This is a genomic window from Fulvivirga sediminis (genome assembly GCF_016757215.1).
Taxonomy (GTDB): domain Bacteria; phylum Bacteroidota; class Bacteroidia; order Cytophagales; family Cyclobacteriaceae; genus Fulvivirga; species Fulvivirga sediminis.
In genome coordinates, this window is record NZ_JAESIY010000010.1 from 87,206 (window position 1) to 112,618 (window position 25,413).

At 37.6% G+C, this 25,413-nt stretch carries 24 protein-coding genes; 14 read left to right on the top strand and 10 right to left on the bottom strand.

What is annotated here, in order from left to right; all coding sequences use genetic code 11:
* The first annotated feature begins 33 nt into the window (after nucleotides 1-33).
* The 4 genes from JL102_RS17805 (at nucleotide 34) to JL102_RS17820 (ending at nucleotide 3,432) form a co-directional block, all read left to right on the top strand.
* Nucleotides 34-936 carry an ABC transporter ATP-binding protein gene (locus JL102_RS17805; RefSeq protein ID WP_202245804.1) on the top strand — a complete coding sequence of 301 codons (903 nt, stop codon included), beginning with the start codon at nucleotides 34-36 and terminating at the stop codon, nucleotides 934-936.
* Nucleotides 929-1,729, top strand: a complete 801-nt coding sequence (locus JL102_RS17810) for an ABC transporter permease (protein ID WP_202245805.1) — start codon at nucleotides 929-931, stop codon at nucleotides 1,727-1,729. The genes JL102_RS17805 and JL102_RS17810 overlap by 8 nt, the downstream gene beginning before the upstream one ends.
* 66 nt (nucleotides 1,730-1,795) lie before the next feature.
* The gene (locus tag JL102_RS17815) at nucleotides 1,796-2,929 is read left to right on the top strand and encodes a sensor histidine kinase (RefSeq protein ID WP_202245806.1); all 1,134 of its coding nucleotides are present in this window, start codon (nucleotides 1,796-1,798) and stop codon (nucleotides 2,927-2,929) included.
* Nucleotides 2,930-2,973: 44 nt separating this feature from the next.
* On the top strand, nucleotides 2,974-3,432 hold the full coding sequence (locus JL102_RS17820; protein ID WP_202245807.1) for a DUF4126 family protein: 459 nt from the start codon (nucleotides 2,974-2,976) through the stop codon (nucleotides 3,430-3,432).
* Nucleotides 3,433-3,434: 2 nt separating this feature from the next.
* Here JL102_RS17820 and JL102_RS17825 read toward each other — a convergent pair whose 3' ends face one another.
* Nucleotides 3,435-4,058 (bottom strand): DUF1684 domain-containing protein, encoded by a 624-nt coding sequence (locus tag JL102_RS17825; protein ID WP_202245808.1) that lies wholly within the window; start codon nucleotides 4,056-4,058, stop codon nucleotides 3,435-3,437.
* Nucleotides 4,059-4,120: 62 nt separating this feature from the next.
* On the opposite strand from JL102_RS17825, the gene JL102_RS17830 reads away from it, so the two are divergent.
* Complete coding sequence (locus tag JL102_RS17830) at nucleotides 4,121-5,011, top strand: alpha/beta hydrolase (RefSeq protein WP_202245809.1); 891 nt, start codon at nucleotides 4,121-4,123, stop codon at nucleotides 5,009-5,011.
* Here JL102_RS17830 and JL102_RS17835 read toward each other — a convergent pair.
* A complete protein-coding gene (locus tag JL102_RS17835; RefSeq protein WP_202245810.1) occupies nucleotides 5,001-5,705 on the bottom strand; it encodes a hypothetical protein in 705 nt (234 codons plus the stop codon). The two genes, JL102_RS17830 and JL102_RS17835, sit on opposite strands and share 11 nt — an antisense overlap.
* 136 nt (nucleotides 5,706-5,841) lie before the next feature.
* Here JL102_RS17835 and JL102_RS17840 point away from each other — a divergent pair, with 136 nt between their 5' ends.
* From JL102_RS17840 to JL102_RS24030, 3 genes are read left to right on the top strand one after another with little or no spacing between them, the layout of a single operon-like run.
* Nucleotides 5,842-7,581, top strand: a complete 1,740-nt coding sequence (locus JL102_RS17840) for an amidohydrolase (RefSeq protein WP_202245811.1) — start codon at nucleotides 5,842-5,844, stop codon at nucleotides 7,579-7,581.
* Between the two features lie 24 nt (nucleotides 7,582-7,605).
* Nucleotides 7,606-8,226: a DUF2911 domain-containing protein gene (locus tag JL102_RS17845; RefSeq protein ID WP_202245812.1), complete on the top strand. Its 621-nt coding sequence runs from the start codon at nucleotides 7,606-7,608 to the stop codon at nucleotides 8,224-8,226.
* A gap of 4 nt (nucleotides 8,227-8,230) precedes the next feature.
* Nucleotides 8,231-9,337 (top strand): alanine racemase, encoded by a 1,107-nt coding sequence (locus tag JL102_RS24030; protein WP_202245813.1) that lies wholly within the window; start codon nucleotides 8,231-8,233, stop codon nucleotides 9,335-9,337.
* A 29-nt stretch (nucleotides 9,338-9,366) separates the two neighbouring features.
* On the opposite strand, the gene JL102_RS17855 is transcribed toward JL102_RS24030, so the two are convergent.
* The gene (locus tag JL102_RS17855; protein WP_237390652.1) at nucleotides 9,367-9,801 is read right to left on the bottom strand and encodes a tellurite resistance TerB family protein; all 435 of its coding nucleotides are present in this window, start codon (nucleotides 9,799-9,801) and stop codon (nucleotides 9,367-9,369) included.
* A gap of 272 nt (nucleotides 9,802-10,073) precedes the next feature.
* On the opposite strand from JL102_RS17855, the gene JL102_RS17860 reads away from it, so the two are divergent.
* Nucleotides 10,074-10,766 carry a head GIN domain-containing protein gene (locus JL102_RS17860; RefSeq protein ID WP_202245814.1) on the top strand — a complete coding sequence of 231 codons (693 nt, stop codon included), beginning with the start codon at nucleotides 10,074-10,076 and terminating at the stop codon, nucleotides 10,764-10,766.
* A 21-nt stretch (nucleotides 10,767-10,787) separates the two neighbouring features.
* Here the strand turns inward: JL102_RS17860 and JL102_RS17865 are convergent, their stop codons facing one another.
* Nucleotides 10,788-10,937 carry a hypothetical protein gene (locus JL102_RS17865; RefSeq protein WP_202245815.1) on the bottom strand — a complete coding sequence of 50 codons (150 nt, stop codon included), beginning with the start codon at nucleotides 10,935-10,937 and terminating at the stop codon, nucleotides 10,788-10,790.
* 329 nt (nucleotides 10,938-11,266) lie between these two features.
* On the opposite strand from JL102_RS17865, the gene JL102_RS17870 reads away from it, so the two are divergent.
* Nucleotides 11,267-11,743, top strand: coding sequence for a nucleoside deaminase (locus JL102_RS17870; RefSeq protein ID WP_202245816.1), 477 nt, complete (start codon nucleotides 11,267-11,269; stop codon nucleotides 11,741-11,743).
* A gap of 7 nt (nucleotides 11,744-11,750) precedes the next feature.
* Here JL102_RS17870 and JL102_RS17875 read toward each other — a convergent pair whose 3' ends face one another.
* Nucleotides 11,751-15,956 (bottom strand): S8 family serine peptidase, encoded by a 4,206-nt coding sequence (locus tag JL102_RS17875; protein ID WP_202245817.1) that lies wholly within the window; start codon nucleotides 15,954-15,956, stop codon nucleotides 11,751-11,753.
* A gap of 139 nt (nucleotides 15,957-16,095) precedes the next feature.
* On the opposite strand from JL102_RS17875, the gene paaN reads away from it, so the two are divergent.
* The 3 genes from paaN to JL102_RS17890 all read left to right on the top strand — a co-directional run bounded on the left by paaN (nucleotide 16,096) and on the right by JL102_RS17890 (nucleotide 20,209).
* Entirely contained in the window at nucleotides 16,096-17,760 is a 1,665-nt protein-coding gene (gene paaN, locus JL102_RS17880) for a phenylacetic acid degradation protein PaaN (protein WP_202245818.1), read from the top strand.
* 121 nt (nucleotides 17,761-17,881) lie between these two features.
* A complete protein-coding gene (locus tag JL102_RS17885) occupies nucleotides 17,882-18,346 on the top strand; it encodes a MaoC family dehydratase (RefSeq protein WP_202245819.1) in 465 nt (154 codons plus the stop codon).
* 186 nt (nucleotides 18,347-18,532) lie between these two features.
* Complete coding sequence (locus JL102_RS17890) at nucleotides 18,533-20,209, top strand: T9SS type A sorting domain-containing protein (protein ID WP_202245820.1); 1,677 nt, start codon at nucleotides 18,533-18,535, stop codon at nucleotides 20,207-20,209.
* Nucleotides 20,210-20,284: 75 nt separating this feature from the next.
* Here the strand turns inward: JL102_RS17890 and JL102_RS17895 are convergent, their stop codons facing one another.
* The 4 genes from JL102_RS17895 to JL102_RS17910 all read right to left on the bottom strand — a co-directional run bounded on the left by JL102_RS17895 (nucleotide 20,285) and on the right by JL102_RS17910 (nucleotide 23,533).
* Nucleotides 20,285-20,932: a sterol desaturase family protein gene (locus tag JL102_RS17895; RefSeq protein ID WP_202245821.1), complete on the bottom strand. Its 648-nt coding sequence runs from the start codon at nucleotides 20,930-20,932 to the stop codon at nucleotides 20,285-20,287.
* Nucleotides 20,933-21,098: 166 nt separating this feature from the next.
* On the bottom strand, nucleotides 21,099-21,956 hold the full coding sequence (locus JL102_RS17900) for an FKBP-type peptidyl-prolyl cis-trans isomerase (protein ID WP_202245822.1): 858 nt from the start codon (nucleotides 21,954-21,956) through the stop codon (nucleotides 21,099-21,101).
* Nucleotides 21,957-22,064: 108 nt separating this feature from the next.
* Nucleotides 22,065-22,625, bottom strand: a complete 561-nt coding sequence (locus JL102_RS17905) for a GNAT family N-acetyltransferase (RefSeq protein ID WP_202245823.1) — start codon at nucleotides 22,623-22,625, stop codon at nucleotides 22,065-22,067.
* 41 nt (nucleotides 22,626-22,666) lie between these two features.
* Nucleotides 22,667-23,533 carry a DUF5694 domain-containing protein gene (locus JL102_RS17910; RefSeq protein ID WP_202245824.1) on the bottom strand — a complete coding sequence of 289 codons (867 nt, stop codon included), beginning with the start codon at nucleotides 23,531-23,533 and terminating at the stop codon, nucleotides 22,667-22,669.
* A gap of 226 nt (nucleotides 23,534-23,759) precedes the next feature.
* Here JL102_RS17910 and JL102_RS17915 point away from each other — a divergent pair, with 226 nt between their 5' ends.
* Nucleotides 23,760-24,812: a phosphatase domain-containing protein gene (locus tag JL102_RS17915; RefSeq protein WP_202245825.1), complete on the top strand. Its 1,053-nt coding sequence runs from the start codon at nucleotides 23,760-23,762 to the stop codon at nucleotides 24,810-24,812.
* Here JL102_RS17915 and JL102_RS17920 read toward each other — a convergent pair.
* Entirely contained in the window at nucleotides 24,809-25,198 is a 390-nt protein-coding gene (locus JL102_RS17920; RefSeq protein WP_202245826.1) for a hypothetical protein, read from the bottom strand. The genes JL102_RS17915 and JL102_RS17920 overlap by 4 nt on opposite strands.
* Between the last annotated feature and the right edge of the window lie 215 nt (nucleotides 25,199-25,413).

Here is a 25,413-nt window from a genome sequence, read left to right on the forward strand (position 1 = left end):
TAAACGCTTCCAAACTATAAACACCAGTCAACTTTGAATACAGTACTTGAAATTAATAATCTTACTAAAAAATACGGACGGATTACTGCTGTGAATAACCTTTCTCTTTCCATAGAGAGAGGAAGTGTGTTCGGTATTCTAGGCCCGAATGGCAGTGGTAAAACTACCACGCTTGGTATACTGCTCGATGTGATTAATAAAACCAGTGGAGAGTTTAGCTGGTTTGGGCAGCCACCTACTAAAGAAGTAAGAAAAAGAATAGGAGCTATTTTAGAAACGCCAATATTCTATCCTTACCTCAATGCGGTGAAGAATTTGGAAATAGTGGCGGAGATTAAAGGTGTTCCTAAAAGTAATATTGATATTTCATTGCAGAAGGTAGATCTTTTTGAGAGAAGGTTTGATAATTTTAAAACTTACTCACTAGGTATGAGGCAGAGGCTATCTATTGCTTCCGCACTGCTATGCGATCCGGAAGTGATGATTCTTGATGAACCTACCAATGGACTTGATCCTCAAGGTATTGCTGAAATAAGAGGGCTAATCCAGCAAATAGCTAAAGACGGTAAAACCATTATTTTAGCCAGCCATTTGCTAGATGAAGTGCAGAAAGTATGCTCTCATTTTTGTGTGTTAAAAAGAGGAAAGCTACTGCATGTGGGTACTGTAGATGAGGTCACTAAAGGAGCAGAATTGGTAGAGGTAATGGCTAATAATCCAGCTCTACTTGAGCAAGCGTTACAGCAGTTTAAAGGCGTGAAAAACATTAGTAAGGAAGAAGATAAATTTATTGTTACACTATCAGAAGGGCAAAGTGCGGCTGATTTGAATCAATTTTTATTTGATCAAAAATTAGTGGCCACGCACTTACTTACCCAAAGGAAAAGCCTTGAAAAACAATTTTTAGAAGTATTAGCCCAATCAGACCATGCTTAAGTTATTAAAGATAGATTTACAGAAATTAGCCAACTACAGAGCTTTTTGGGTGCTCAATATCATGTATGGGGTGTTGATTATTAGCATTCCTGTAGTGGTACTAGAGTTCATGAAGTGGCTTAAAGAAAAAGGGGCTGATTTTAATAATTTTGATCCGATGAAGATACCAGTGCTACATTTTCCTGATATCTGGCAAAATATAACTTATGTATATACATTCCTGAAAATTTTTCTAGCTATTGTCGTTATTATATCCATTTCTAATGAATTTAGCTATAAAACCATCAGACAGAATATTATAGATGGGTTTAGTAGAATGGATTTTATTAAATCTAAAATGAGCACCATTCTATTATTGAGTTTGGGGTCAGCTCTGTTGGTTTTTATAACCGGGCTCCTTACAGGACTAATTTATACGCCAGATCTTGAGATGGGGAATGTTTTTGATGGCAGTGAGTTTGTACTTGCTTATTTTTTGGATCTTTTTTGTTATTTAACACTGGCATTTTTGCTTACAGTATTGCTAAAGCGGTCGGCTCTCACGGTTTTTATGTTGCTACTATTTAGCCCTATTGAAAGAACTATAGCAGCTTTTTTTCCGGCCAACCTCAAATTTATCACTGAATATTTCCCAATTCATGCTATTAATAATTTAATAGCATTTCCTTTGTCAAGGTATTGGTTTCAGGAAATACAAGATTATGTAAGTCTCTCAGCAGTAGGAGTAGTATTGATCTATATTGTAATTTTTGTTTATGCTATATATTATAAATTGAAATCGTCAGATTTATAAATTCAGTACTTTTTCTTCTTGATGTTATTAACTCACTTATGTAATAATTTTTATATTAGCGATTTAATGATCGTATCAATAATGGAGGCCTACAAAGTTATCAAACAATACAAGGAAACTGTCATTGAGACTTGGATGAACCGAGTCAGAGATGAATTGCCAGAAGCTAATAAACATGACAGCGTAGCTTTGGCAAATGATATACCTTTTTTTTTAGATAATCTAGCGCTCGTTTTAGAAGGGGTAGAAAAACGAGGATCACATGAAAGTTTGGAGCATGGTAAGCTCAGGGCTTTGTTCGATAATTATTCATTGTTACACGTTCTTAGAGAATATAGGATATTAAAGCAGGTTATATTTGAAACACTTGATGCACATTGTGAGCAAAATGTAAAGGATCGAAATGCAGTAATGGATGCTTTTGATGTAGCTATAGAGCAAGCCGGTGAAATGTTTTTTCAGGTGAGGAATAAAATAGAAGCTAAGGCCAGAGAGCAAGTAGAGCATGACTATAATAAGTTACAAGATAGTGATATGCTCAAATTGGAGTTCATAGAAGGTCTTTCTCATGATATGAAAAATCCTATCACCAATATAAAGTTAGCAGTAGATTTGCTAAGAGGTAAAGAGTTGGCAGAAGAAGCGGAATCTATATTAAATCTACTTTCCAAAAATGCAGATAAAACAGAGGTGTTGATCAATAGTCTGAAAAATATCAGTTTTATTAATAATGAAGAAGGATTTCCCGTCACCTTGGATCAGGTAAACCTTACAGGCAGGCTTCAAACATTTGTGAAAAATAATCGTGTACGAGCCGATCATCAAATAGAACTGGAGGTAGGCGAGCAAATAGAAGGGTACTGGGATATTGAGGCCTTATTAAGAGCCTTAGATAATTTATTAGAAAATGCTATTAGGTATGGAGATGTGTCGCGGCCTATCACTATTGGAGCTCAGCAACAAGCCGAGTTTGTAATTATATTTGTTCATAATTATGGTAAGACTATCCCTTTTGAAGAACAAGCAAAGATATTTTCTCGCCTTTATCAGGTAAATAATTCTACAGGTGTTGGCCAGGGATTAGGCTTAGCCACCGTGAAAGAAATAGTGGAAGCGCATAATGGAAAAGTAGAAATATCCTCTTTAGAACAAGATGGAACCACTTTTAAGCTCGTTTTACCAGTAGATTCTCGTAGCTAAGACTTCATTTATTATCACTGCATCATATTTGTAGTGATATTAATATGATATCAGTATTAACCAAAACTATAGGGCTAGGAGCTGTAACCGGATTGCGGTCTATGCTTGGCCCTGCAATGCTATGTTTTTATTTGAACAGAGAGCCTCAATCCTTTAAGAGAAGGGCCTTAAAATTATCTTCACTACAAAAGGTGACCACCGTAATGGCAGTAGGCGAACTGATAGGAGATAAACTTCCTTTTGCTCCTGATAGAGTTAATCCTACGGCTCTGGCTGGTAGAGCGCTTATGGGGGCTTTGGTAGGAGCTATATTATTTAAAGACGGAGGTAAATCCGCTTATAGAGGAGGAATAATAGGTGGTGTTACTGCCATGTTGGCTGCCGGCGTAGGTTATTATTTGAGAAAAAAGGTAGGACAGGCTACCGAAATAGAGGACCCTTATCTGGGAGCAGCGGAAGATCTGATAGCTATAGGCTCAGGCTTCACAATGGTTACTTATTAATTCTAATTTCCATTTTTAAAAGCTTTGACGCCAGCTGTTACTTTAGCGCTTACCCTGTTCTGTCGGGGTACTAAAGGACATGAATATTTGCTGTTATAGACACAATAGGGATTATATGCTTTATTAAAATCGATAATAATTGTATCTCCTTCAGGTATTTTTAAACTAATATACCTTCCTCCTCCATAGGTTTCCTCCCCGTTGGTTTTGTCAGTAAAGGGTAAGAAAAGGTGATCTTTATATTCTTCTGTTTTTCTTAAATCATGGCTCTGGTAGATTTCAAGCACTACTTTTATGGTGTCTATCATAAAATGAGCTTCACCATATTTCTCATAAATGGGCGAACGATCAGTAGAAGTTGCCATTTTAAAAGGTTTCTGGTTCGGGGTTCTCAAGAACTTAGCTTGTATATAAAAGGACGTGTCAATGGCAAAAAAGTCCAGTCCTTCAAAGTGGCGAAGGTCTTTTTTTTCTAGCGGAGAGCTGTCTTTGTTGGCATATTCTTCATTGAGCTCATCTTGAAATTGGTGAATGCCTCTGATAATGTCTTCTTGCTTATTTTTCTGAGCAAACAAGCTTAAATGACTGATGAGAAGAAGAAAAGAAATAATTTTTAATCTGAACATAGTGAAAGTTAAGATCATTTAATAAATGAAGCTTAAATTAAAGGCTTATAGATCATAAACCCATGAAAAAAGTTTACATATTATTTTTACTATTGATAGCAATGAATAGTTATGCTCAGGAACAAGAACCTTTGGAGATAGCTTTATACCCAGAAGGTACTCCTAATGCTTTAGGTAATAAAACTAAAGACATTCCCATGTTATATTACTACCCGTCAGCCTATGAGGGGGTTCTGAAAACAGCAGTAGTGATATGCCCTGGAGGAGGGTATACTCATTTAGCTATTGAAAAAGAAGGATTTAAAATGGCTCAGTGGTTTAATAGTTTTGGCGTCTCAGCCATTGTTTTGAAGTACCGACTGGGCGGAGATGGATATAAAAACCCGGTGCCTTTACAAGATGTACAACAAGCTTTAAGGGTGGTGCGATCTAAGGCCGAAGAATGGCATATTGCCACTGAAAAGGTTGGAGTAATGGGTTTTTCTGCAGGTGGTCATCTGGCCTCTACAGTGGCTACTCACTGGGATCTTGGAGATCCTTTGGCTAAAGATCAATTGCAGAGGCTTAGCTGTAGACCTGATTTTGTTATTCTTGGTTATCCTGTAGTAACTATGGAAGATGATTTCACTCATAAGGGCTCAAAAAAAGCACTTTTGGGAGATGAACCTGATGCAGATCTGGTGAAAAAGCTTTCAAATGAAACACAGATCAATGAAAAGACACCTCCAGCTTTTATTTTTCATACTTATGAAGATGGCGCCGTGCCTGTTCAAAATAGCTTACAGTTTTATTCGGCCATGGTAGCTGCTGGGGTGCCAGGAGAGCTGCACATATATCAAAAAGGAGGGCATGGACTTGGTTTCGGGCCAGAATCTTCTTCTTATTTTACCTGGCGCGAAACCTGTAGCCGATGGTTGGAAAACATCAATATGGTAGATGGAGCTATTGAGTAATTAATATGCCGATAGAGATTTCTAATCCGGTAAAATCGACCTTAGAATCGGCCCAGTCTACATCTTTTGTTTTTAATGTTCCGGTCATTTCTCCTCCAGTGTAGCTGCCTTTTAGTCCTAGGTCAGCATCACCTATAAAGTAATTAGCTTCTAATGATAGTCCCCATCGGCGAGTTACGTATACCACATATTCAGCTCCAAAATAATAGCCTAAGCCAATGCCATGGCTATAGTCGAAGCTGGAATTGGCAACAGCCCAGCCTTCAAATTTACGTATGGCGCGGTCCATATTGCCATAGTTAAGCTTATTGTCAAACCCATAAAAACCAAAGCCGCCTCCTTTTACTCTGAATTCTTGTTGCTTTCCTACAAACTGAAGAGCCAGTTCTAAAGGGATCATAATGGTGAAATTAGGGCCTAATAAAGCTTCTTTGCTTTCAAAATCATCAATGTCTTTTATATTCATGCCACTCATTCTATAAAGGGAGAAGCCTGTTTGTATGGCAAAGTAATCATTCAGGTCTACGCCTACACCTCTTAGTGAAAATGGACTAATGGGCGTGGATAAATAACCATTTTTAGGTAAGAAATATGAGAATGAAAGGCCTACCTCCTGTGCTTTTGATGGAGTGATAGTGAAAATGAAAAAAATACTTAGAATAAAAATACTCCTTTTAAAGGTTTTCAGAGTCATTACTATAATTGAATTTGTTAAATTAAGATATCTGTGAATATTTTGCAGACACAGTATACAAAAGAAGTGAAAACGCTCCTTACATCCGAGTGATTAACTTCAATTGTATTGATCACATGTAAGTTTAATTTATATTATGTTTTTAAAATCAATATACACACTAATACTAACGGCTTTTTGTCTTTCTATATGGAGTTGTACTACTCAGGAAAATTCGCAAAAGGCAGATCTTATTATCCGAGGCGGTACTATTTACACTTTGGATGAAGGGCATCCGAAGGCAGAGGCCATAGCTGTAAAGGCAGGAAGAATTATAGCGGTAGGTAAAGAGGCAGATGTGGAATTGCTCTCTGGTGATAGTACAGAGTTTATAGACTTAAAAGGGCAGACGCTGACTCCTGGTTTTATAGAAGGGCATGGGCATTTCATGGGCCTTGGTTATAGCGAACTTAACCTTAACCTGATGGATGTCTCTAGTTATGATGAGCTCGTAATGCGTGTAAAAGCGGCAGCAGATAAGGCAAAGCCTGGTCAATGGATCATAGGTAGAGGGTGGCACCAAAGCAAATGGACGCCACAGCCGGATCCAATGGTGAATGGGTTTCAAACGCATGATAAATTAAGTGCGGTGTCTCCAAATAATCCTGTTTACCTTTCTCATGCCAGTGGGCACGCAGGCTTTGCTAATGCTAAAGCTATGCAGCTAGCTGGTGTAATGCCGTTAGCTCAGGAAAGCTTAGCAGAGCAGCAGGTAGAAGGAGGGGAGATCATTAGAGATGAAATGGGAAATCCAACAGGAATTTTTAATGAAAGGGCTATGGAGGTTATTACCAGGCATATCCCTGAAAATTCGGAAGACAGGGACATGGAGGCTTTAAAGCTGGCTATCGAAGCTTGTCATAAAAATGGGATTACCAGTTTTCATGATGCTGGCATTGACGGAAAAACCATTGATCTTTATAGAAAAGCTAAAGAAGAAGGGGCTTTAAAACTGAGAATGTATGCTATGGTTACGGGTGAGGATACAACTTTGGTTGAAAGATGGTTTAAGCGTGGGCCAGAGATTGATACTTCTGATTATTTATTGACCATCAGGTCAGTTAAGCTGCATTGCGATGGAGCTTTAGGATCACGAGGAGCGTGGTTATTAGAAGAGTATGAAGATAGACCGGGACATTACGGTATGGCTACTGTACCTATGAAGTATGTTAGTTATATATCAGATAAGGCACTGAAAAATGGTTTTCAGGTTTGTTCTCATGCTATCGGAGATAGAACGAATCATGAAATTCTCAATATATATGAAAATACATTTCATCAAAATTCACAAGAAGCGAAAGATAGCAGATTTAGGATAGAGCATGCTCAGCATTTGGCTCCTAAAGACATTCCTAGATTTGGCAGGTTGGGCGTCATTCCTGCTATGCAGGCCATACATATGTCTTCTGACAGGTCATGGGCTATAGATAGGTTAGGGGAAAAGCGGATAAAAGAAGGAGCTTATATGTGGCATGACCTTTTAGAAACTGGAGCTAGATTGATAAATGGTACTGACGTGCCGGTAGAGCCTATCAACCCGATAGCCTCTTTTTATGCAAGTGTTAGCAGAAAGACATTGCAAGGAGAACCGGAGGGTGGCTATGAGCCAGAGCAGAAAATGACCAGAGAGCAGGCATTAAAAACCTATACCCTCAATGCTGCTTATGGGGCCTTTGAAGAAGATGTTAAAGGTTCTATTGAAGTCGGTAAACTGGCCGATTTTACCGTCTTTTCAAAGGATATTATGACCATTCCAGAAAAAGAAATTTTGTCCGTTCAGGTTATGATGACCATCTTTGAAGGCCAGGTTGTATACTCGACCGAAGACAAAAAATAACATTCAATAATTAAATATTTTAATATGAAAAATTTAAAGAACTACTATTTCCTGTTGCTAATGGCTATTGCTACAGGCTTCTTATTTTCTTGCGGAGGAGCAAAAGAGTCAGGAGAAGACAATGGTGAAGTGGTTGCAGATACTGTGGAAGGTGAGGCTGTGAGTGATACTAGTAAGACCATCGAAAGTCCTAGAAAGCAAGCTGAAGGAGAAATAGGAGGTGTGAAGGTAGTGGTTGACTACGGTTCGCCAGCAGTGAAAAATAGAGAAATTTGGGGAGGACTAGAAAAATACGGAGCTGTATGGAGAGCGGGAGCTAATGAAACTACTTCTTTTGAATTTAGTGAAAACATTAAGGTGGGAGACAATGAAGTGCCTGCAGGAAAATATGGTTTTTATCTTATCCCTAATGAAAATAACGAATGGGTGGCTATTGTTAATACTGATTGGAATAAAGAAAAGCATGGCGCTTGGGGCGCTTATAACTATAATGAAAAGCATGATGTAGCGAGAGTAAGCATTACCCCGGAATGGAAGGATGAAGTGACAGAAAGGCTAACTTATTCAGTAGTAGATAATGGTGTAGTACTAGAGTGGGAAAAAATGAAACTCACTATCCCTTTAGAGGCAGCACAACAAAACTAAGTTAGTGTTATCTATTTCTAAACCTACGCTTATTCTTGATGAGGAGAAGTGTAGGTACAATATAAAAAGGATGAAAGAGAAGGCCGATGCTAATAATCAAGACTTTCGGCCTCATTTCAAAACCCATCAATCTAATGGCATAGGTTTATGGCTGAAGGAGGCCGGAGTACAGGCTATCACAGTATCTTCTTTGGACATGGCTTTCTATTTCTCACAGGCAGGATGGAACGATATTACCGTTGCATTTCCTTTCAATGTATTGGAAGCGGGGGAGCTTCAAAAATTTCCAAGTAATTGTCACCTGACTTTATTAGTAGATAATGAACAGGCTGTTAGTTGTTTAATAGCTCTAGGCTTACCTTTATCTGTTTTTATTGAAATAGACAGCGGTGCACATAGAACGGGGCTTTCAATGTCGGATAAGGGCAGTATTTTAAAACTTATTATTAAAGTGAGATCTTCAGAGAATCTCAGCTTTAAGGGCTTATATTCTCATGCAGGTCATTCGTATCAGTGCAGAGGTGAAGATGAAGTAAAGACTGTTCATAAGTATTTACAAGACAACCTGAAAGCATTAAAGCATACCTTGGTTGAGGCAGGTGAAATATATGTATGCACTGGAGATACTCCTACTTGTAGTGTTGGAAGTCATTTTGCAGGAAGTGATGCCTTAAGCCCGGGGAATTTTGTGTTTTATGATGTGATGCAAGCGGAAATAGGGGCATGTTCTTATAATGACATTGCTGTAGCTGTGGCCTGCCCTGTAGTATCTAAAAATGCAGAACGTAAAGAAATTTGTATTTATGGTGGCGCTATACACTTTAGTAAAGACAGTGTTGAAATAGATGGGAATCAGTCTTTTGGGCAGTATGTTGAAAATGTTGGAGAGCTTGGATGGGGTAATGTTGTGCCTGGCTGCAATCTAAAAGGCCTTTCTCAAGAACATGGTATCCTACAGGTTACTGATGCTGTTTTTAATAAAATAAAAGTAGGCGATGTGGTGAAGATTTTACCAATACACAGTTGTTTGGCTGCTCAGTGCCTGGGGCACTATATGACCACCGGAGGAATGTGGGTGGAGCATTTTGTAAGTATAAAATCTCAAAGGTGAGTGATTTGCACCTTTGAGATTTGAAGTTTTTAATTTAAGTATTTTTGTGCTTTATTTTTCAGCATTTCTCTATCAGCAGTGATTGACGGATCACTGAAAATTTTAGAAGAAAGCTCTGCAATTACCCCTTTTTTGTAACCAAGCCTTTCTGCTATATCCTGACAAAATACAATTTCACTTTTGAATACTTGTCCGTCTACTTTCATCAATTGAACTACATGATACAAATGTTCAAATTTTTGATCAGGAGTAAGCATGCTTAAATCACCAATTGGTCTTTCAGGATTTTTAAGCATCTCATCAATTTCTTCTTTGCTAACTCCATTAGACTGGCCAATGATATGAATAAGCTTTGCTTCTTTTTCCGCAACCTCGTTATCACTGGCTGCCAATTGTATAAGCACGTTGAGTTGTTCCTTAACCATATTAGTAAAGTTATTTACGGTGTATTGAGTTGTTTCCATTAAAGTTATTAAATAAAGTAGTTACAAGATAATTAAACTTCAGATTATTATACAGTTAATAGCGTTTGATCTAAGAGTTTAGCCATGTGCTAAAAATAGATGAAATTATAATATATATCGTGTTTTTCGACATAAGGTAAGCGCTGTTTTTTTGAATTAGAGGTTTGGTGTATATTAGAAGCAGAACCTATGATGAATAATAAGACTATATTTATTTCTGTGCAACCTGGGAAGAAGTAGGCTGTCTTTGATATGAATATAAAATAAGCTTAATGATGAATAGTATTAAAATGATAGTGTCTTTATTAATATCATTCTCCTTGATATTTTCGGTGCAGGGGCAGGATGTGGAGGAAAGAAATCTAGAATCTTTTCATGAAATTCGAACTGGGCAGGCTATAGATGTTTACCTCAAAAAGGGTAGTACCGAAAGTGTGAAAATTGAAGCTAAGGGAATAGATTTAAATGATGTAGTCACTTTCGTTTCAGGAGGAAGGTTAAAAATAGAGCTCAATGATGGACATTTCCGAAATCACTCTGTAAAAGTATATGTAACCTATGTGAATCTTGATGGAATATCGGCGAGTTCTGCATCGAGCGTGTATGGAGAAGATCAAATTGAAGGTGAAAGTATGGATATAGGAGTATCCAGTGCAGCTGATGTGGAGGTGTCTGTAGCCGTAAATCAGCTAGAAGTGTCAGTTTCAAGTTCTGGTGACCTAGACTTGAAGGGCAGTGCTAATTATGCAGAAATAAAGGCCAGTAGTGCAGGAGGCATAGATGCTTATGATCTCAAAGCTAAACATGTTAGGGCTAGGGTAAGTAGTGCTGGTAGCGCGAAGATCCATGCTTTGCAAGAGATTGATGCAGATGCATCTAGTGGAGGCAGTATAAGATATAGAGGGAACCCTCAAAAATCTCAGACCAACACTAGTAGTGGAGGATCTGTGAGAAAATCAGACTAAACCTAAGCCGAAGTAAGTGCTTTAGAAAGAGGTTTTAACACGTTCCTCTTGTAGGTTAAGCTCTAGGTTAGAAACGGCATCATCAAAATGCTTCATATATGAACTATCCACAGTATTGTTCATAGACTTTCTTATGTTCCAATTGATTTTTTTAAGTGAAAAGTTAATCATAATAGAAAGTGTTTTATTCATAAAGTGAAAAATGGTATAATTTTTCTGTTTTAGTTGAAAGACAACAAAATCGTTGCCAGGTTTCCCTTCCAACGCAAAAAATGTAAAATTGGATATTGGTTACACGATTACTGGAAGTATATTCAGTTAATTAGTAAAATATACATGTCAATGGTAAAAGTCTTTTAATCCCTATTGGGCGTGGATGAGATATAAATTCGCTTGCTGTCTATTCCCCTTGTACGAATTTTTTGAAAGATAATATGTATTGTCAATTCATGTGGTTTATTCTGTTGTTTTATAATTTTGTCATTTATAAAAAAGAAAATATGACGGAGAGAGATCGGGAGTTTATGTCTCGGGCCATAGCTTTGGCTGAGGAAGGTATGACTAAAGGAGCAGGAGGGCCTTTTGGTGCAGTGATAGTGAAAGATGGTAAGATAATAGCGGAAGGTTTTAATATGGTTACTTCTACGAATGATCCTACTGCCCATGCAGAAGTAACAGCAATAAGAGACGCTTGTAAGAAATTAGGCTCTTTTCAATTGACAGATTGCGTTATTTACACCTCTTGTGAACCTTGTCCTATGTGCTTGGGAGCTATATATTGGGCTCGACCTAAAAAAGTGTATTATGGTTGCACCCGTGAAGATGCCGCAGCTATAGAGTTTGATGATCAGTTCGTATATGAAGAGATCGCTAAACCTATGGAGGCCAGAGAAATAGAATTCATTAATATCCAACGAAGTACTGCTCAGGAGGTATTTAAGAAATGGAAAGAAAAAGATGATAAAATCAGTTATTAAACTGATGCTATTGCTCTTTGATTAATTTCTTGGTGATGCTATTATCTTGATATTTTATTTTAACCAGATATAATCCTTTTTGAAGGTGAGAGATGTTAATTTCAGACTCACCTTTTCTTTTAGTTAATAAAAGCTGTCCATTAGCTGAGTATATATTAGCTTCACTGTCTGCTTTTGAAAATTTTAAGACCCCCATAGCTGGATTGGGATAAATATTGATATCGTCAGGCTCTAGAGTATCAATACTGCTGACGAGAGAGGGTTGATGTATGGTAGTTTTAAATTCATCATAGCAGCCCAAATCATTGCTAACAATCAGGCTAAGTTCATGGGCCATATCATTGGGTAGAACAAAAAGAGGGTTAGGTTCGGTGCTAATGGTATCTTCATTTAGTAACCATAAATAATGGTTAGCATTAGTACTCATATTATCGATACCGATGCCTTCTACTGTATAATTAGGAGTGTAATAAGCTCTGGGCGGAAGAAAATTAATCTTTACCTGACTAGGTTCGCTCTCAAGAAGTTGATCTACGCCAGTGACGTATAAAATGGTGTCTTTGTTAATAAAATCAAAAGAGAACTGATTTCCTTTGTGTAATAGTTGAGATCTTGATGCATCGTTGTAAAAGTAGAAAAGCTCACCATTGCCAGGAGCAATTGTTATTTTACTTTCCTCACACAGGCTTATGTCTGTAATTTCAGGTTTAGCGGATGGTGTTGGTGTTATAAAAGCTTCACTTCTCTCATAACATCCCAATTCATCTTCGGCCAATAGAGTTACAGCCATTGTACTTGGCAATAAACTGTAGTCTAATGTAAGGTCAGTATTTGAGCCTTCTTCTATGCCATTAATATACCAGCTGAATGATGTTTCATTCAGGCAGTCGCTGTAAAGATGTAACAGCTGTTTCTTTTGCAAGTTTAATGTATCTAATGTGTAGTGAAAAGATGCTTCTAGTTCACTGATATTAATATGTACTGCTTTAGCATTACTTTCATAAGTGGAGTCTATACTGGTGACGTAGATGATGGTGTCGTTCTTAAGATTGTTTAAATACAAACTGTTTCCTGTGTATAGTTTATTGCTAAGAAGAGCATCGCTATAAAAGTTTAAAACACTTGCATTGCTGGCAGTAAGGGTTGTTTCTCCTTGCTGGCACAAGCTCCTGTCTTCAATGTCTGGAAGGTTACTTTTGTTACTTACCTCTAGTTGTTTCGTAGTACTCTCTATACACCCCAAATCATTAGTAGCTGTTAAAGATATTTTATAATTGCCGGTTTTCGGGTAATTCATAATGGGGTTTTGATTATTAGAAGTAAATCCATTGCCGAAATTCCAATTCCAGCTTACTGCATCTACACTTAAATCAGTAAAGGTGGCTTTGCTGTTTCCTGTTTCATCTATCAGAATAGGATCTGGATTAATAGAAAAGTTAGTGTTTACCAGTTTGGGAGCTGCTTGCACGGTGTATATGTCAGATTCTAAATCAGAATCTTCATTACGAACATAAAATTTCTGTGGAGCCTGTATTATGTCAGTGCCAAGAGATTCTCCCGTATAAACGAGATTTTGTAATTCAGGATCGGAGTAGAAAGAATAGATGTCCCCGTTTGGTGGATTTATAGAGGTGCTTTCTCCCTTGCATGTGTAAGCCGTATATAACAAAGGTGGGTTAGACAGGTAGGAGTTGTATTTTATTTTAGCATCCTGAATATTGAGAATTAGATCGCTCAAGGAGCTTGCAGCTGAGATTACTAAAGTTACTTTTTGAGATTTTTTTGCAGCTATAGAAATAGTAGCACCATTTATTTGAGATACATCATTGCCTGTATTTGCAGTTCCCGCTTCGGTGATATTGACACCTTTAGAGAGGAAATTGTAATAGGTAGCCTCATCAATTAAAGCGCGTAAGTCACTGCTATTACCATTGAAGTTTTTGTTATCCAAAGCTGAGAAAATGGGCTGATCTCCTTTTAGTAGAGCAACTCCGGCGTAAAGGTTGTCATTTATATTGTCTTTAGCATACCCTAGTAGGTTTTCCTGATCCCAGTGGACAGAATTGTAATTTTTATCTCCCAGTACCCAATCACTAAAAAGGCCTACATGAATATTATTCATATCCTCAGAGCTAGTGTTGATAATTCTGTATTCAAGAATAAAATAATCTTTATCCTTATATGCCAGTGTTTTTTGTTCAATTTTAAAAGGACGGGTAGGATCGATGAATGAATTTCTGATGTCAAGATCTGCCTCAGAGTTTCCATACAATTTTATGTTCTCTTCAGTGCTAAAGTCATGATTTCTATGGGCAGTGAATAAATTAATAGGCAAGTTGTCTGATAACTTATTTTCTTCATAAGCTAATCCTATTCCAATATTGTCTAGTATTCTTTGATTTTGATAAGTAAGACCAACGCCTTTCATCTGGCCATCAAATTTATAACCCAGATCACCATTACTCATTAAGGTTAAAGACATCTGATTATTAGTAGCAGTGATATAATCAGGTGAACTGGTAATGGAAATATTTTGAAAATCAGTGTAGGCTCCTCCAGAGAAATTAATGCGGAATGATAATTTGGTATTAGGAGGTAAATCATCACTTACTATTACCTGAAAAGGAGACGAAGTGTTGGACGTGCTGCTTAGAGTCTCTAAAGAACCAATCTTAAAGGAATTTTGAATGATCGATACATAGGGAGAATTAGATGTGAGAGTGACCTCGGTACTGGCATCTGACACGGCTAGATAATTAATGAAGTCAAAGGCTATATTTACAGTGTCTCCATGAAAAATGTAGTTGCCATAACCATTATTATAACTGAAGTTTGTTGCTCTTATTGAAGGGCTGGTATTGTCAGTCAGAGTCCTTAGCATATTTAACCTGCCTTTGCCCAATTTTCCGAAGAAGGTTGAATTTTTAGCATAGATGTCGTCAGCTGTTACCCTTACTTTTTCCATAGCTTGTATGGCGTTTAGCTGAGGGAAGCGAGCCCTTACTAAGGCTACAGCACCTGCAACAATAGGAGCGGATAATGACGTGCCATTTATATGGTCATAACCATCGTTCATGCGGGTGGTATATATGGCTTGGCCTGGAGCTACCAGATCAATATAGTCACTGTAAGTGGCGAAGTTTGCCTTTTCATCATTGTTATTGGTGGAGCTCACAGAAAGGACATTGTCAAAAGAAGCGGGGTAGAAGTCAAGCTCGGCAGGTGTATTTCCCGCAGCTGCTATAACCGCAGCATCTTTTTCTAACACAGCATAGTTAATAATGTCTTGGCCATATTGACTATATGGGCCTGGGTCGCCCCAGGAAAGGTTGATAACTTTACACCCTAAATCAGCTGCCAGTGCTATAGCCTCATATCCGAGATAAAACGAGCCAGTGTTACTTCTATAAATTTTAATAGGTAAAAACGTACTGTTAAAGCCTACCCCAGCTATGCCTTCTCCGTTATTAGTACTTGCTGAAGATGCTCCTGCTACATAAGTACCATGGTCATGGGAGTCTGCCTGTGGTTGGTTGTCATTATTAGCAATGTCCCAGCCTGCGAAGTTGTCTATTAGACCATCATTGTCATCGTCAATGCCATTGATAGGGTCACTGTAGTTGTATTTAATATTATTTACCAGATCTATATGATCCATGTCTACACCAGTATCTAATATGCCTATTACTACGGAGGTGTCACCTTTTTCCAGGTCCCAAGCATCATAAGCCTTGATTATGTCTAGATAAGTTTGTTTGCCTTCTGGTGTAGCTGCTTGCGGATCATTAGGCACATATAGTGGCTTAGGGGTGAAGTAAGGCTCAGCATATTCTACTTCATCAGATTGGAGTAGCTTGTTAATGGCATCTAACAAATCGCTTTGTTTGCTGATATTTACTTTGTAAATATTGTCAAGAGAGGTTGTTGTATAGGCTCTTCTGCCAGTGGCTGTGGCGGTATTTTTTTTAGGGAAAGCGGGTGACTTGGTAATTATATCGTTGCCAAGAATTTGATCAATAATGCCTGAAGATGGAGTAGAGCTTAATTGCGTCGTTCTGCCTAAAGAGTTACTCTTAGCTCTAAGCTTAACTACTATTACTGAGGGTTCGTAGTCTTCAGTAGTTACGGTTTCCGGCAGTTTATAAGTTCTTTGCTGGGCAAAGCTCAAATAGGAAACAAACACCAATCCCATTACAATTATCAATCTTCTCACAACATCACTTTTTTCATTTGTTTATATGTTTTTTCTTGCATAGGTAAGCCATGGGTATTTAAATTATTTCCGCCTGTAACGATTGCAGAAAATGTCTTTAAAATCTTATCTTAGGAGAGAGACTAATTAAAATAATAACATGGATTTATTTAATAAATATAAAAAGCTCTTAGAAGAAGCTATTAAGGCGGTTCATGAGCGAAAATTTTTCGCTGCATTTCCGGAACAACCTTCACCTAAAATATATGGAGAAGATGCTGATGAGGAAGGGCGAAAAAAATATGAGTCACATCTAGGAAAACGGTTTGAAGAATTATTGCAGCAGGGGAGAGCCAGCTGGGGAGGATCTGAGCAATCTCCTTATCTTCAGGAGCCTTTAAATATTACTTACCCTGTTACGCCTGTTGATACGTTAATTGCGAATTCTGAAAAGGCTTTTGAGCAATGGAGAAAAATCACCTTAGAAGATCGAGCAGGTATATTATTAGAGTCTTTAGAGGGGGTGAAAAATAGGTTTTTTGAAATTGCCTATGCTACTATGCATACTACAGGTCAAGGTTATATGATGGCTTTTCAAGCTTCAGGCCCTCATGCGGCTGATAGAGCCTTGGAGGCAATAGCCGTGGGGTATGAAGAGTTGAGCCGTTTTCCTCATTCTGCCTTTTGGGATAAGCCTATGGGTAAGTTTAATATTCAGCTTGAAAAAGAATGGAGAGCTGTTCCTAAAGGAATAGGTGTTGTTATAGGGTGTTCTACATTTCCTACCTGGAATTCGGTGCCAGGCCTGTTTGCTGATCTTATTACAGCCAATACAGTAATAGCTAAGCCGCACCCCGGAGCTGTACTGCCGATGGCTATAGTAATAGCAGAAATTCAAAAGGTCTTAAAAAATAATGGCTTAGATCCTCATATTTGTCAACTAGCTATAGATGATAATGCATCACTGATTAGTAAGGAGCTGGCGGAGAATGATAAGGTGAAAGTGATAGATTTTACTGGAAACTCTGAATTTGGTGCCTATTTGGAAGGATTGAAAGGAAAGCAGGTATTTACTGAAAAAACGGGGGTTAACTCTGTGATTTTGGACTCTGCTGATGATATAGACAAGGTTGCAGCTAATTTAAGCTTTGCTCTTTGTTTATATTCAGGTCAAATGTGTACTGCGCCCCAGAATTTTTATGTCCCTGAAAGTGGTGTTGACACGCCTAATGGTAAAGTTACTTTTGATGAATTTGCTCAGAAGCTTAAAGAAAATATTCAACAGCTTATAGGTAATCCAAAAGCTGCGCCGTTTGTGCTGGGAGCTATTCAGAATGAAAAAACCTATAAGCGCTTATCCGACATAGAGCGAAGTAATAAGGTGTTATTAAAATCTACAACTTTGGAAAACCCTATGTTTAAGAATGCTCGAACCGCTACTCCAGTGGTTTTAGAAGTGGAGGCAGAGGATAGTGATTTATATGGAAAAGAGTTATTCGGTCCTATCGCCTTGTTAATAAAAACAAAGAGTACAGCTCATTCTATCCAATTAGCCAAAGATTTGGCTATCTCACAAGGAGCTATCTCTTGTGGAGCATATACCATAAACCCTGAAGTAAGAGAGGAAATAGCAGATCAAATGGCGCTGGCGGCTACTCCGGTCTCATTTAATTTGACAGGGGCAATTTATATGAACCAAAATGCAGGGTTTAGTGACTTTCATGTGACCGGTGGTAATCCTGCTGGTAATGCATCATTTACTAATCCAGAGTACGTGTTAAGGCGTTTTACATGGGTAGGGCACCGAGAGCCTGCGCGCGTATAGAAGTCGGAAATCCTTCTTAATGCGCCCTTTTAATGGTAGCAATAGATATAGTTTTGAAGATTTTTAAAAGTTTTACGTAATATTGGCCATTCAAAATTTTATAACTTATTAGTACAACATTATGGCGAAAGTAATCATAAACAATCACGCAGAATTTGAGGAATTTATTGGAAAGGAAATAGGCGTTTCTGATTACTTAAAGATTAATCAGGATCAGATTAATCAATTTGCAGAGGCTACTCTAGATCCTCAGTGGATTCACATTGACCCTGAAAGAGCAGCAAAAGAAAGTCCTTTTAAATCTACGATAGCTCATGGCTACCTTACTGTTTCAATAGCTCCTTATTTATGGAAGCAAATAGCTGAATTCAGAAATGTAAAGATGATGATCAATTATGGTATTGAAAAGTTGAGATTTAATCAGCCGGTACTGGTAGATAGTGAGGTGCGACTTGTAGCTAAGTTAGAGTCTTTGGCCAATTTGAGAGGAGTAAGTAAGGCGCAACTACATGTAACGTTGGAAATTAAAGGGAATCCTAAGCCTGCTTTTACAGGACTATTGGTATTTCTTTATCATTTTGAATAGTGAGCGTATAACACATAGTTTTAATTTTGTAACGCATTTATTATTTATAGGATAAAGACTGTAAATAATAAAATCTATAGGTTTAGATTATTTATAGTTGATGTACTGTTTGGGTTTATTTTATATTACTGAATATTTAAAAAATTATATAAATTCAGTTATTAAATAATTTAAATCCTAAACATCATGAATAATGTTATTGCTACACTACTGTGTTTCATGATTTGTGATTGTGCCTTTGCGCAATTTCAGCGCTCTTTTGGTACCTCCGTACCAGAAGAAGGACTATCACTTACTTCATTAAACGAAAGAGATTCAAAGTACTTGTTTGCAGGCTATTCTGAAAGGCTGCTATTCGGAGAATCTGACGCATATCTAACTAAAACAACTCTCTCAGGCTCTCAGATGTGGACCTATGTATATGGAGGAGATCGTCAGGATTACTTTACATCGGTTCGCACTACTTCTTTTTTACAGGACGAACTGACCTATGTGGCTGCGGGGCAAACGTATAGCTTTGGGGCTGGAGGTGGAGACGCCTGGATCGTAGGAACTCGTCGAGATGGTCAGCCTGTCTTTTCAATGGTATATGGGCGTGAGGGAGAAGATATTTTTTACGATGTAAAGAATAGTTTCAAAAGAAAATTAGATAGTGATGGGTATATTGCTGTGGGAAGTACTGATAGCTACAGTGAATTTTTCCCTGGAGATAACTTATATGTAGTGAAAACCGATGTTTTTGGTAATCTGCAAAGGGCAGTGGTCATCGGAGCCCGAGGCAACCAGGTAGGCTCATGGATAGAGCAAACCAGAGATGGCGGCTATATAATAACCGGTTATACCACTAATTATGAATGCTCCTATAGCCCGTTATTTAAAGGATCTCAAGATATTTATGTGTTGAAGCTGAGAGAAGATCTCACCATGCAATGGGCGCAAGCATTTGGTTTTTCAGGCGGTAAAAGTCCGGTTAGAGGAATGAATGCCGGTACTTGTGTGAAAGAAACAGAAGAAGGAAGTTTTGTAGTTACAGGGTTTACTAATTCTTTTGGGTTGGATAATACATATGATGCATTTTTAATGCTTTTAGATCCTAGAGGAGGTTTTCAGTTGATGAAAACTTATGGTACTGAATGTGAAAATGAGATGGCGTATTCTTTATCAGTAGGTCCCAATGCGGATGGAAGAGAGTCTATTACCGTATTAGGAACTAATTATTCTGTAACCTCACCTACCTACGAGGCTATGATGTTTCAAACAGACTTGGCCTTAAATCTTCTTTGGGCGAAGGAGTACGGAGAAAGAGGAGATGATCTTGGCTATGAACTTACCAAGTATAATCAGAGGTGGTTTGCTTTTGTAGGATACACCTATTCTTTTGGGGCGGGTAACTCTGATGCTTATTTAGTAGAAACTAGCTTGTCAGGAAAAACAGAGACCGGTTGTGAAAGAGAAATTGGATTAAAACAAGTATATCATCAGCCATGTAATGTACGTGTGGGTAAGCCCGTGTTTGTAGATGAGTATAAACGATCTGATTTGGCCTTTGAGCGATATCAGTTTGAAGAAGATGGCTGTGACCTTAGAAGTGGATCAGTTACCATGGAGGAGGAGATAGGTTCGGTAAATGTTTACCCTAACCCTTCTGAAGACTATGTAATAGTGGAAGTGCCGCTGAGTTCTATTGTTTCTGAAATTAAGATGAGTAAAATGAATAATGGAGAGGCGGTAATGGTTGATTATGAGTCTGCCGATTCAAAACATCTGAGGCTGGATACATCAGGTCTGGATAAAGGAATTTACATTCTGGAGATAACTACGAAAGAAGGGGAGAAGATCAAAGCCAGAATTGTTAAAGAGTAGGGTTAATTAGTTTTATACGTTGTTAGAAAAGGAAAAGCCACCCCGCACGGTGGCTTTTCTGCGTTTATTCAGTCTCTATTTTTGTTTTTCTTTAGGTAATGTTCCAAATACTACATCCCACAGCAGAGTAGAAACTCCAAATGCTTTATCTTCGGGGTGCTTATAGTGGTGAAGCAAATGATACTTCCATAATCTTTTTAAAGGGCCGTAATTAGGGGCTTTATATCTGTGCTGGGCATAGTGAAGAGAAATGTATAGCAGGTATCCTAGTAAAAAACCAGGGAAGAAAGCTACGGCATTAGCTCTCATGATCAGCCAGAAAATGCTGTAAAAGCCGGTTAATAAAATTAATGCAGGTAATGGAGGCATTGCTAATCTGGTAGGGTCTTTAGGGTATTGGTGATGAATGCCATGCCCCATATGTTGAATCCTTCTCATTATTTTATTTTCTGTTTTCACATGATAAACATATCTGTGTATCCAGTACTCAAGAAAGGTCCATATAAGCCAACCTGAAAAGAAAGTCCCTAGAAATTTTAAAAAGGGCATTTGAGAAAGCCCTAACCAACAAAATGATATGATGATAATAGTGTGCATGGTGATAGGTACGGCCACATGCGTTCTAGTGAACTTTTCAAGTATCCCATTTTTGAAAATTTGGTCAGTACCTTCATTTTTAGGCCTCAGGTGCTCAGGTATCTTGTTAAAGCTGTTCTCTATCATATTGTAAAGAAACGCCTGGCGTATATTTCTGTAAATGATAAAAGTCAGTTTTTAAATGGACGTTTGTCAGCTTATAAAACCTGTGTTTTAGGGAGGGGAGGAAAGTGGCGGAAAGGATTCACCACCCCAGTTCATTAAAGCAAACTGGGATGGTGAAAAAATGATATTAGTTAATCTTTTTCAGGTCTATTTTGAAAATAAGTGTAGAGTATGGGGCTATAGAGCCGGCTCCACTACTGCCATAGGCATATTTAGACGGCAAGAACATGGTTATAGAGCCACCCTCACTAACATAGGGCATCAGTATCTGCCACCCTTTTATAAGGTTACTCAAATTAAAAGACGAAGTGCCACTATCAAAGGTTTCTCCATTAAGGAAGGTGCCTTTGTAGGTTACATTTACTGAACTTGATGAGGTTGGGAAGTTGTCATTTCCTTCTTTTTCAATAATGTACATAAGACCTGTTTCTTCATCTACTTCGGCTGTTAAGTCTTTGTCATCTAAATATTTACGGATCACCATTTGCTCATAATCGAAAGAAGGTTGCGTGCCTCTGAAGGTTACATCTAACCGCATAGGAGTATTGGCAGGTAAGTCACCATCAAAAGCAGCGTTAGTGCCGTATCCGTAGTAAGAAGGGATAAACATGGAGCCTTTGCTGCCTACGGTGAAGTATGGGGCCAAGATGTAGTATCCGGCTATCCATGTATTTGCTCTAATGTAAATACTATCTTTTTCATAGAATTTGTTTCCGTTTAGCAAAGTACCGGTAATGTCTACCAGTGTTACATCATCATTCGAGATCCTGTCTCCATTTCCTTTTTCATTGATGATGTATTTTAATTCAGCAGAGGAAGTATCCGTTTGGGCGCTTAGGCCGTTTTGTTTTAAGTAATTCGTTATCTCTTCTTGTTCTTGTTTATACTGATCAGCTGCATTGAAAGACTCGTCGTCATCATTACAGCCTGTAAGAAAAAAGGTTAAGATGAGAGAAACGGATAGTATTATGGGTTTAAGTTTCATATGTATTTAATAATTGATTAAATGAATTAGAATATATAGCATTTTGTAATATGCAATTTTGCATAATTTTAATGAATATATTTTCTAGTCATTTACACTTTAAGTGTTTTAAAGGTTCCAATCCCAGCCAATGATATGCCATTCATCAGTGATGTCTTTAAAAGTATGTATAGTCTTGAAGCCTACTTTTTCATGAGCTCTGATAGACCTTGGGTTGCTAGACGAAACCTCTGTGAGGCAAATATCATATTTATGTGAATAGCTCTTTTTTTGCTTGTTATACAGGCTCTGAAATACTCCCATGCCTCGGTGCGATTTGGCTACACAAACCTGACCCATCACATAATAATTGCAGTCACTAAGCTTTTTGTTTTTATATGTAATATCTTCAAAAGCTTCAAACATGGGGGTGAGCACAGGTAGCAGGTATTTAAACTCTTTTACCATCACCAAGGCGTAGCCTATCACTTTATTGTTATCAATGGCTATTACCTGGCTCGCTTTTTCATTCATTTGCCTAAGTATTGATAAGGTGTGCTTTACAGTGACAAAACCTTCGGTACTTTTGGTCTCTGAACTCACATTTGCTAGATGATTTTCTCTTTGAAGATCAAGAATGCCTAGCAGATCCTCATCATTATCAGCAAGTTTTGTTGTTATAGTTGTCAATCATTTAAGGGTTGATTTGTAACTAATTTAAATGATTACAATTATTTTAAATAATTCAGTGGTGAAATAATTTCATAATTAGGGTTTTCTTCAAAAAGATCTTGAAGTACACCAATATGTGCCTGTCCAAACATGATGAGCAACCGCTTTTTGTCAGTTTTAAGCTGAGTATTGAGGATGTTGGAGTAGATTTTTAGGTTTCTATTGTAAAACAAGGTGATATATTCGGCTCCGATGTACTTATTATCTATTTCGCCAATATCTACAGTGTTTATGCCATCACTAAACTCCCCGTTCATTACGTAAGCAGGCAGGTTATAAAACAGGTGATGGGTCAAGTCAATGATTTCAGGTTTGTTTATGTATTTGATATAATCATAGATAGACATGCTGTCATTTTGTACGCTTTGCTTTAATGGTCTGGCGGTAGTTTGGAGCTTTTTTAAACCATCCATAAATAGATCGAAATGGTCACCGCTTTTAAGAAGCGATTGGGAGGTGGAATTATCATTATCAACCGCATGGATATGATCCAATCCTAACAATTTTCCAAGTCGATACCCGACCTGGTAGCTTTCTCGAGCGCCAGTTTTGTATGCTTTGAAATCAACGTTTCCTTTTAAATAGGCAGTATATAGACTGTCTTCAAAATCTTGTAGCTTAGGGTCATCTTCTACACCAATGAAGTCTGGTTTATATTTCTTAAGGGCATTCGTCAGTTTAATGAGTTCTGCTTGCTTTTTATCACTGAAGATGTCAGAAGTAGGCGTTCCATTATCCATCTGGTTTAAATGGTCGAAGCCTACAAACATGATCTGTATTTTGTCTTGTTGCTGTGCCCGTAATTGCACGAAGAATGAGATGAATAACGGGAGAAGGATAGTTTTTATTGGAATAGTTAATTTCATGAATTAAGAATACGACTTTATTTTTAATTATCCAATTTTTTGAAATTTCTTGCTTGCTTTAGTAAACTATAAACGCACACAAGGAGAATATCATTTAGTGCCTTTTCATTCTATGTCTTTTATTTAATAAACAATATAATTATAAGATGTTTAAAGAGATATGCCTATGGGGAGGTTTGCTTATCCGCTTAAATATATTTTTCTTTAATTCCTCAATAATGAATGGATGGTGAGTAGACTAAAAAAGGCTTTTATAAAATCAGAATCTGGAATAGATATTTTGAAATTCAAGATCAAGGAGAAGCTGAAACTGAATAATCCCGTTTTTATTTATCCTTATCGAGGCTTTGGAACTTCTGAGCTGGTTCATCTACACGGTCGGATTCTTGAAAAAGAAGATATCATTCATGAGCCATCAGACCTGCCAGATACGACTTGGACCAATCTGAAGAAGGTATGGAAGAGGTATGAGAGCGATGAGGTGCCAGGTGTGGAGGTCAAAGGTCTGTTATATGGTGTAGAGGCTAGTGCTGTAAGTGATGATGAAGGATATTTCACTTTAAGATTCACCAACTTAGATCCTACAAAACTTACCAATGGATGGCATACGGTAGACCTCAAAATTACTGATATGCCATTTGATATTGAGTTTATTGAAACGGCCACCGCCGAAGTTGTTATTTCTGATCAGCAGAAGAAGTTCGGAATAATTTCAGATATAGATGATACTATAATTCAAAGCGATATACTGAAGCCACTGAAAATGATATCTAATGTGCTTTTTAAAAATGCAAAAAAAAGGATACCATTTGAAGGGGTGCAGGAGCTGTATAAGAGGCTTTCCTGTAATTATTTGCATCCGCTACTTTTTGTTTCAGGAAGTTCATACAATCTTTTTGATATGCTCACCAATTTTTGTGAGCATCATGGCATACCTAAGGCTCCGTTTATTATGAGAGATTTGGGCTTTGGGCCGGATCAGTGGCTTAAGCAAGACTCACAGGAGTATAAGAAACAAAGTATTGAGCTGATTTTAAATATTTTTCCAAATCTAAACTTTGTTTTAATTGGAGACAGCGGTGAAAAAGATCCGGAGATCTATCTTGATATTCATGAGTGCTATCCTGGGAGAGTGATGGCTATTTATATTCGACATGTTCATTCTGACTTGAGGCGAAATGAAATAGATGAAAGAGTGAAAGGTCTGGATATTCCCTTTCTACTTATGCAGAGTTCTCAGGAGGCTATTGACCATGCTGCTAAAGTGGGCTGGATCTAAAAATAATTTGCGCTCAGCTTAAATCGTTTGCCAATCTTATATTTTCTTTTTTTAAGATATTTAATAGCGAAGGCCGTCGAAATGAGTACTCCGGAAGCTATTAACACACCAGGATTCCAGGTGCCTTTCTGGTCATTGATAACGGTTTCGTTAAACCGATCTAAAAAGGGGAGAAGCACCCCTGCAGTTAATAATTTATAGTGAAAATTCTTATTGAAAGATTTTTGTGAGTAAATCACTTCGATCTCACTCACATCAACCTTAGCTTGCTCAACAACTATCTCATTTGACTCTGCTTTTACAGCGTTTAACTTACCGGTATAAATATCTTTATCCCCTTTCAGTTTAAAGGCAATGACATCATCTATAAAAAACTCTTCTTTCACTTTATTGGATTGCTTTCTCACAATGAGGTGAGATTGGCTGAAAGCTGTAAGTTGAATAAGTAATAGTAAGGTTAAAGTGAGAAGTTTCAATTTTATTATTACTAGGTAATTGTAGTGGTTAACGAGAAGATGACATTTATATTATTTGTAGCTATGTTTATGTTTAATTATAGCAATAATTATTTGTCTCCCTCTTATTTTAAAAGCTTCAAAGC

What these genes read in the sequence shown, in the direction of transcription:
- JL102_RS17895 (WP_202245821.1), bottom strand. Translation starts at nt 20,932, where the DNA reads ATGATAGAGAACAGCTTTAACAAGATACCTGAGCACCTGAGGCCTAAA.
- JL102_RS17845 (WP_202245812.1), top strand. Translation starts at nt 7,606, where the DNA reads ATGAAAAATTTAAAGAACTACTATTTCCTGTTGCTAATGGCTATTGCT.
- JL102_RS17830 (WP_202245809.1), top strand. Translation starts at nt 4,121, where the DNA reads ATGAAAAAAGTTTACATATTATTTTTACTATTGATAGCAATGAATAGT.
- JL102_RS17890 (WP_202245820.1), top strand. Translation starts at nt 18,533, where the DNA reads ATGAATAATGTTATTGCTACACTACTGTGTTTCATGATTTGTGATTGT.
- JL102_RS17900 (WP_202245822.1), bottom strand. Translation starts at nt 21,956, where the DNA reads ATGAAACTTAAACCCATAATACTATCCGTTTCTCTCATCTTAACCTTT.
- JL102_RS17885 (WP_202245819.1), top strand. Translation starts at nt 17,882, where the DNA reads ATGGCGAAAGTAATCATAAACAATCACGCAGAATTTGAGGAATTTATT.
- JL102_RS17865 (WP_202245815.1), bottom strand. Translation starts at nt 10,937, where the DNA reads ATGATTAACTTTTCACTTAAAAAAATCAATTGGAACATAAGAAAGTCT.
- JL102_RS17910 (WP_202245824.1), bottom strand. Translation starts at nt 23,533, where the DNA reads ATGAAATTAACTATTCCAATAAAAACTATCCTTCTCCCGTTATTCATC.
- JL102_RS17860 (WP_202245814.1), top strand. Translation starts at nt 10,074, where the DNA reads ATGATGAATAGTATTAAAATGATAGTGTCTTTATTAATATCATTCTCC.
- JL102_RS17915 (WP_202245825.1), top strand. Translation starts at nt 23,760, where the DNA reads ATGGTGAGTAGACTAAAAAAGGCTTTTATAAAATCAGAATCTGGAATA.
- JL102_RS17810 (WP_202245805.1), top strand. Translation starts at nt 929, where the DNA reads ATGCTTAAGTTATTAAAGATAGATTTACAGAAATTAGCCAACTACAGA.
- paaN (WP_202245818.1), top strand. Translation starts at nt 16,096, where the DNA reads ATGGATTTATTTAATAAATATAAAAAGCTCTTAGAAGAAGCTATTAAG.
- JL102_RS17815 (WP_202245806.1), top strand. Translation starts at nt 1,796, where the DNA reads ATGATCGTATCAATAATGGAGGCCTACAAAGTTATCAAACAATACAAG.
- JL102_RS17820 (WP_202245807.1), top strand. Translation starts at nt 2,974, where the DNA reads ATGATATCAGTATTAACCAAAACTATAGGGCTAGGAGCTGTAACCGGA.
- JL102_RS17855 (WP_237390652.1), bottom strand. Translation starts at nt 9,801, where the DNA reads ATGGAAACAACTCAATACACCGTAAATAACTTTACTAATATGGTTAAG.
- JL102_RS17840 (WP_202245811.1), top strand. Translation starts at nt 5,842, where the DNA reads ATGTTTTTAAAATCAATATACACACTAATACTAACGGCTTTTTGTCTT.
- JL102_RS17835 (WP_202245810.1), bottom strand. Translation starts at nt 5,705, where the DNA reads ATGACTCTGAAAACCTTTAAAAGGAGTATTTTTATTCTAAGTATTTTT.
- JL102_RS17825 (WP_202245808.1), bottom strand. Translation starts at nt 4,058, where the DNA reads ATGTTCAGATTAAAAATTATTTCTTTTCTTCTTCTCATCAGTCATTTA.
- JL102_RS17870 (WP_202245816.1), top strand. Translation starts at nt 11,267, where the DNA reads ATGACGGAGAGAGATCGGGAGTTTATGTCTCGGGCCATAGCTTTGGCT.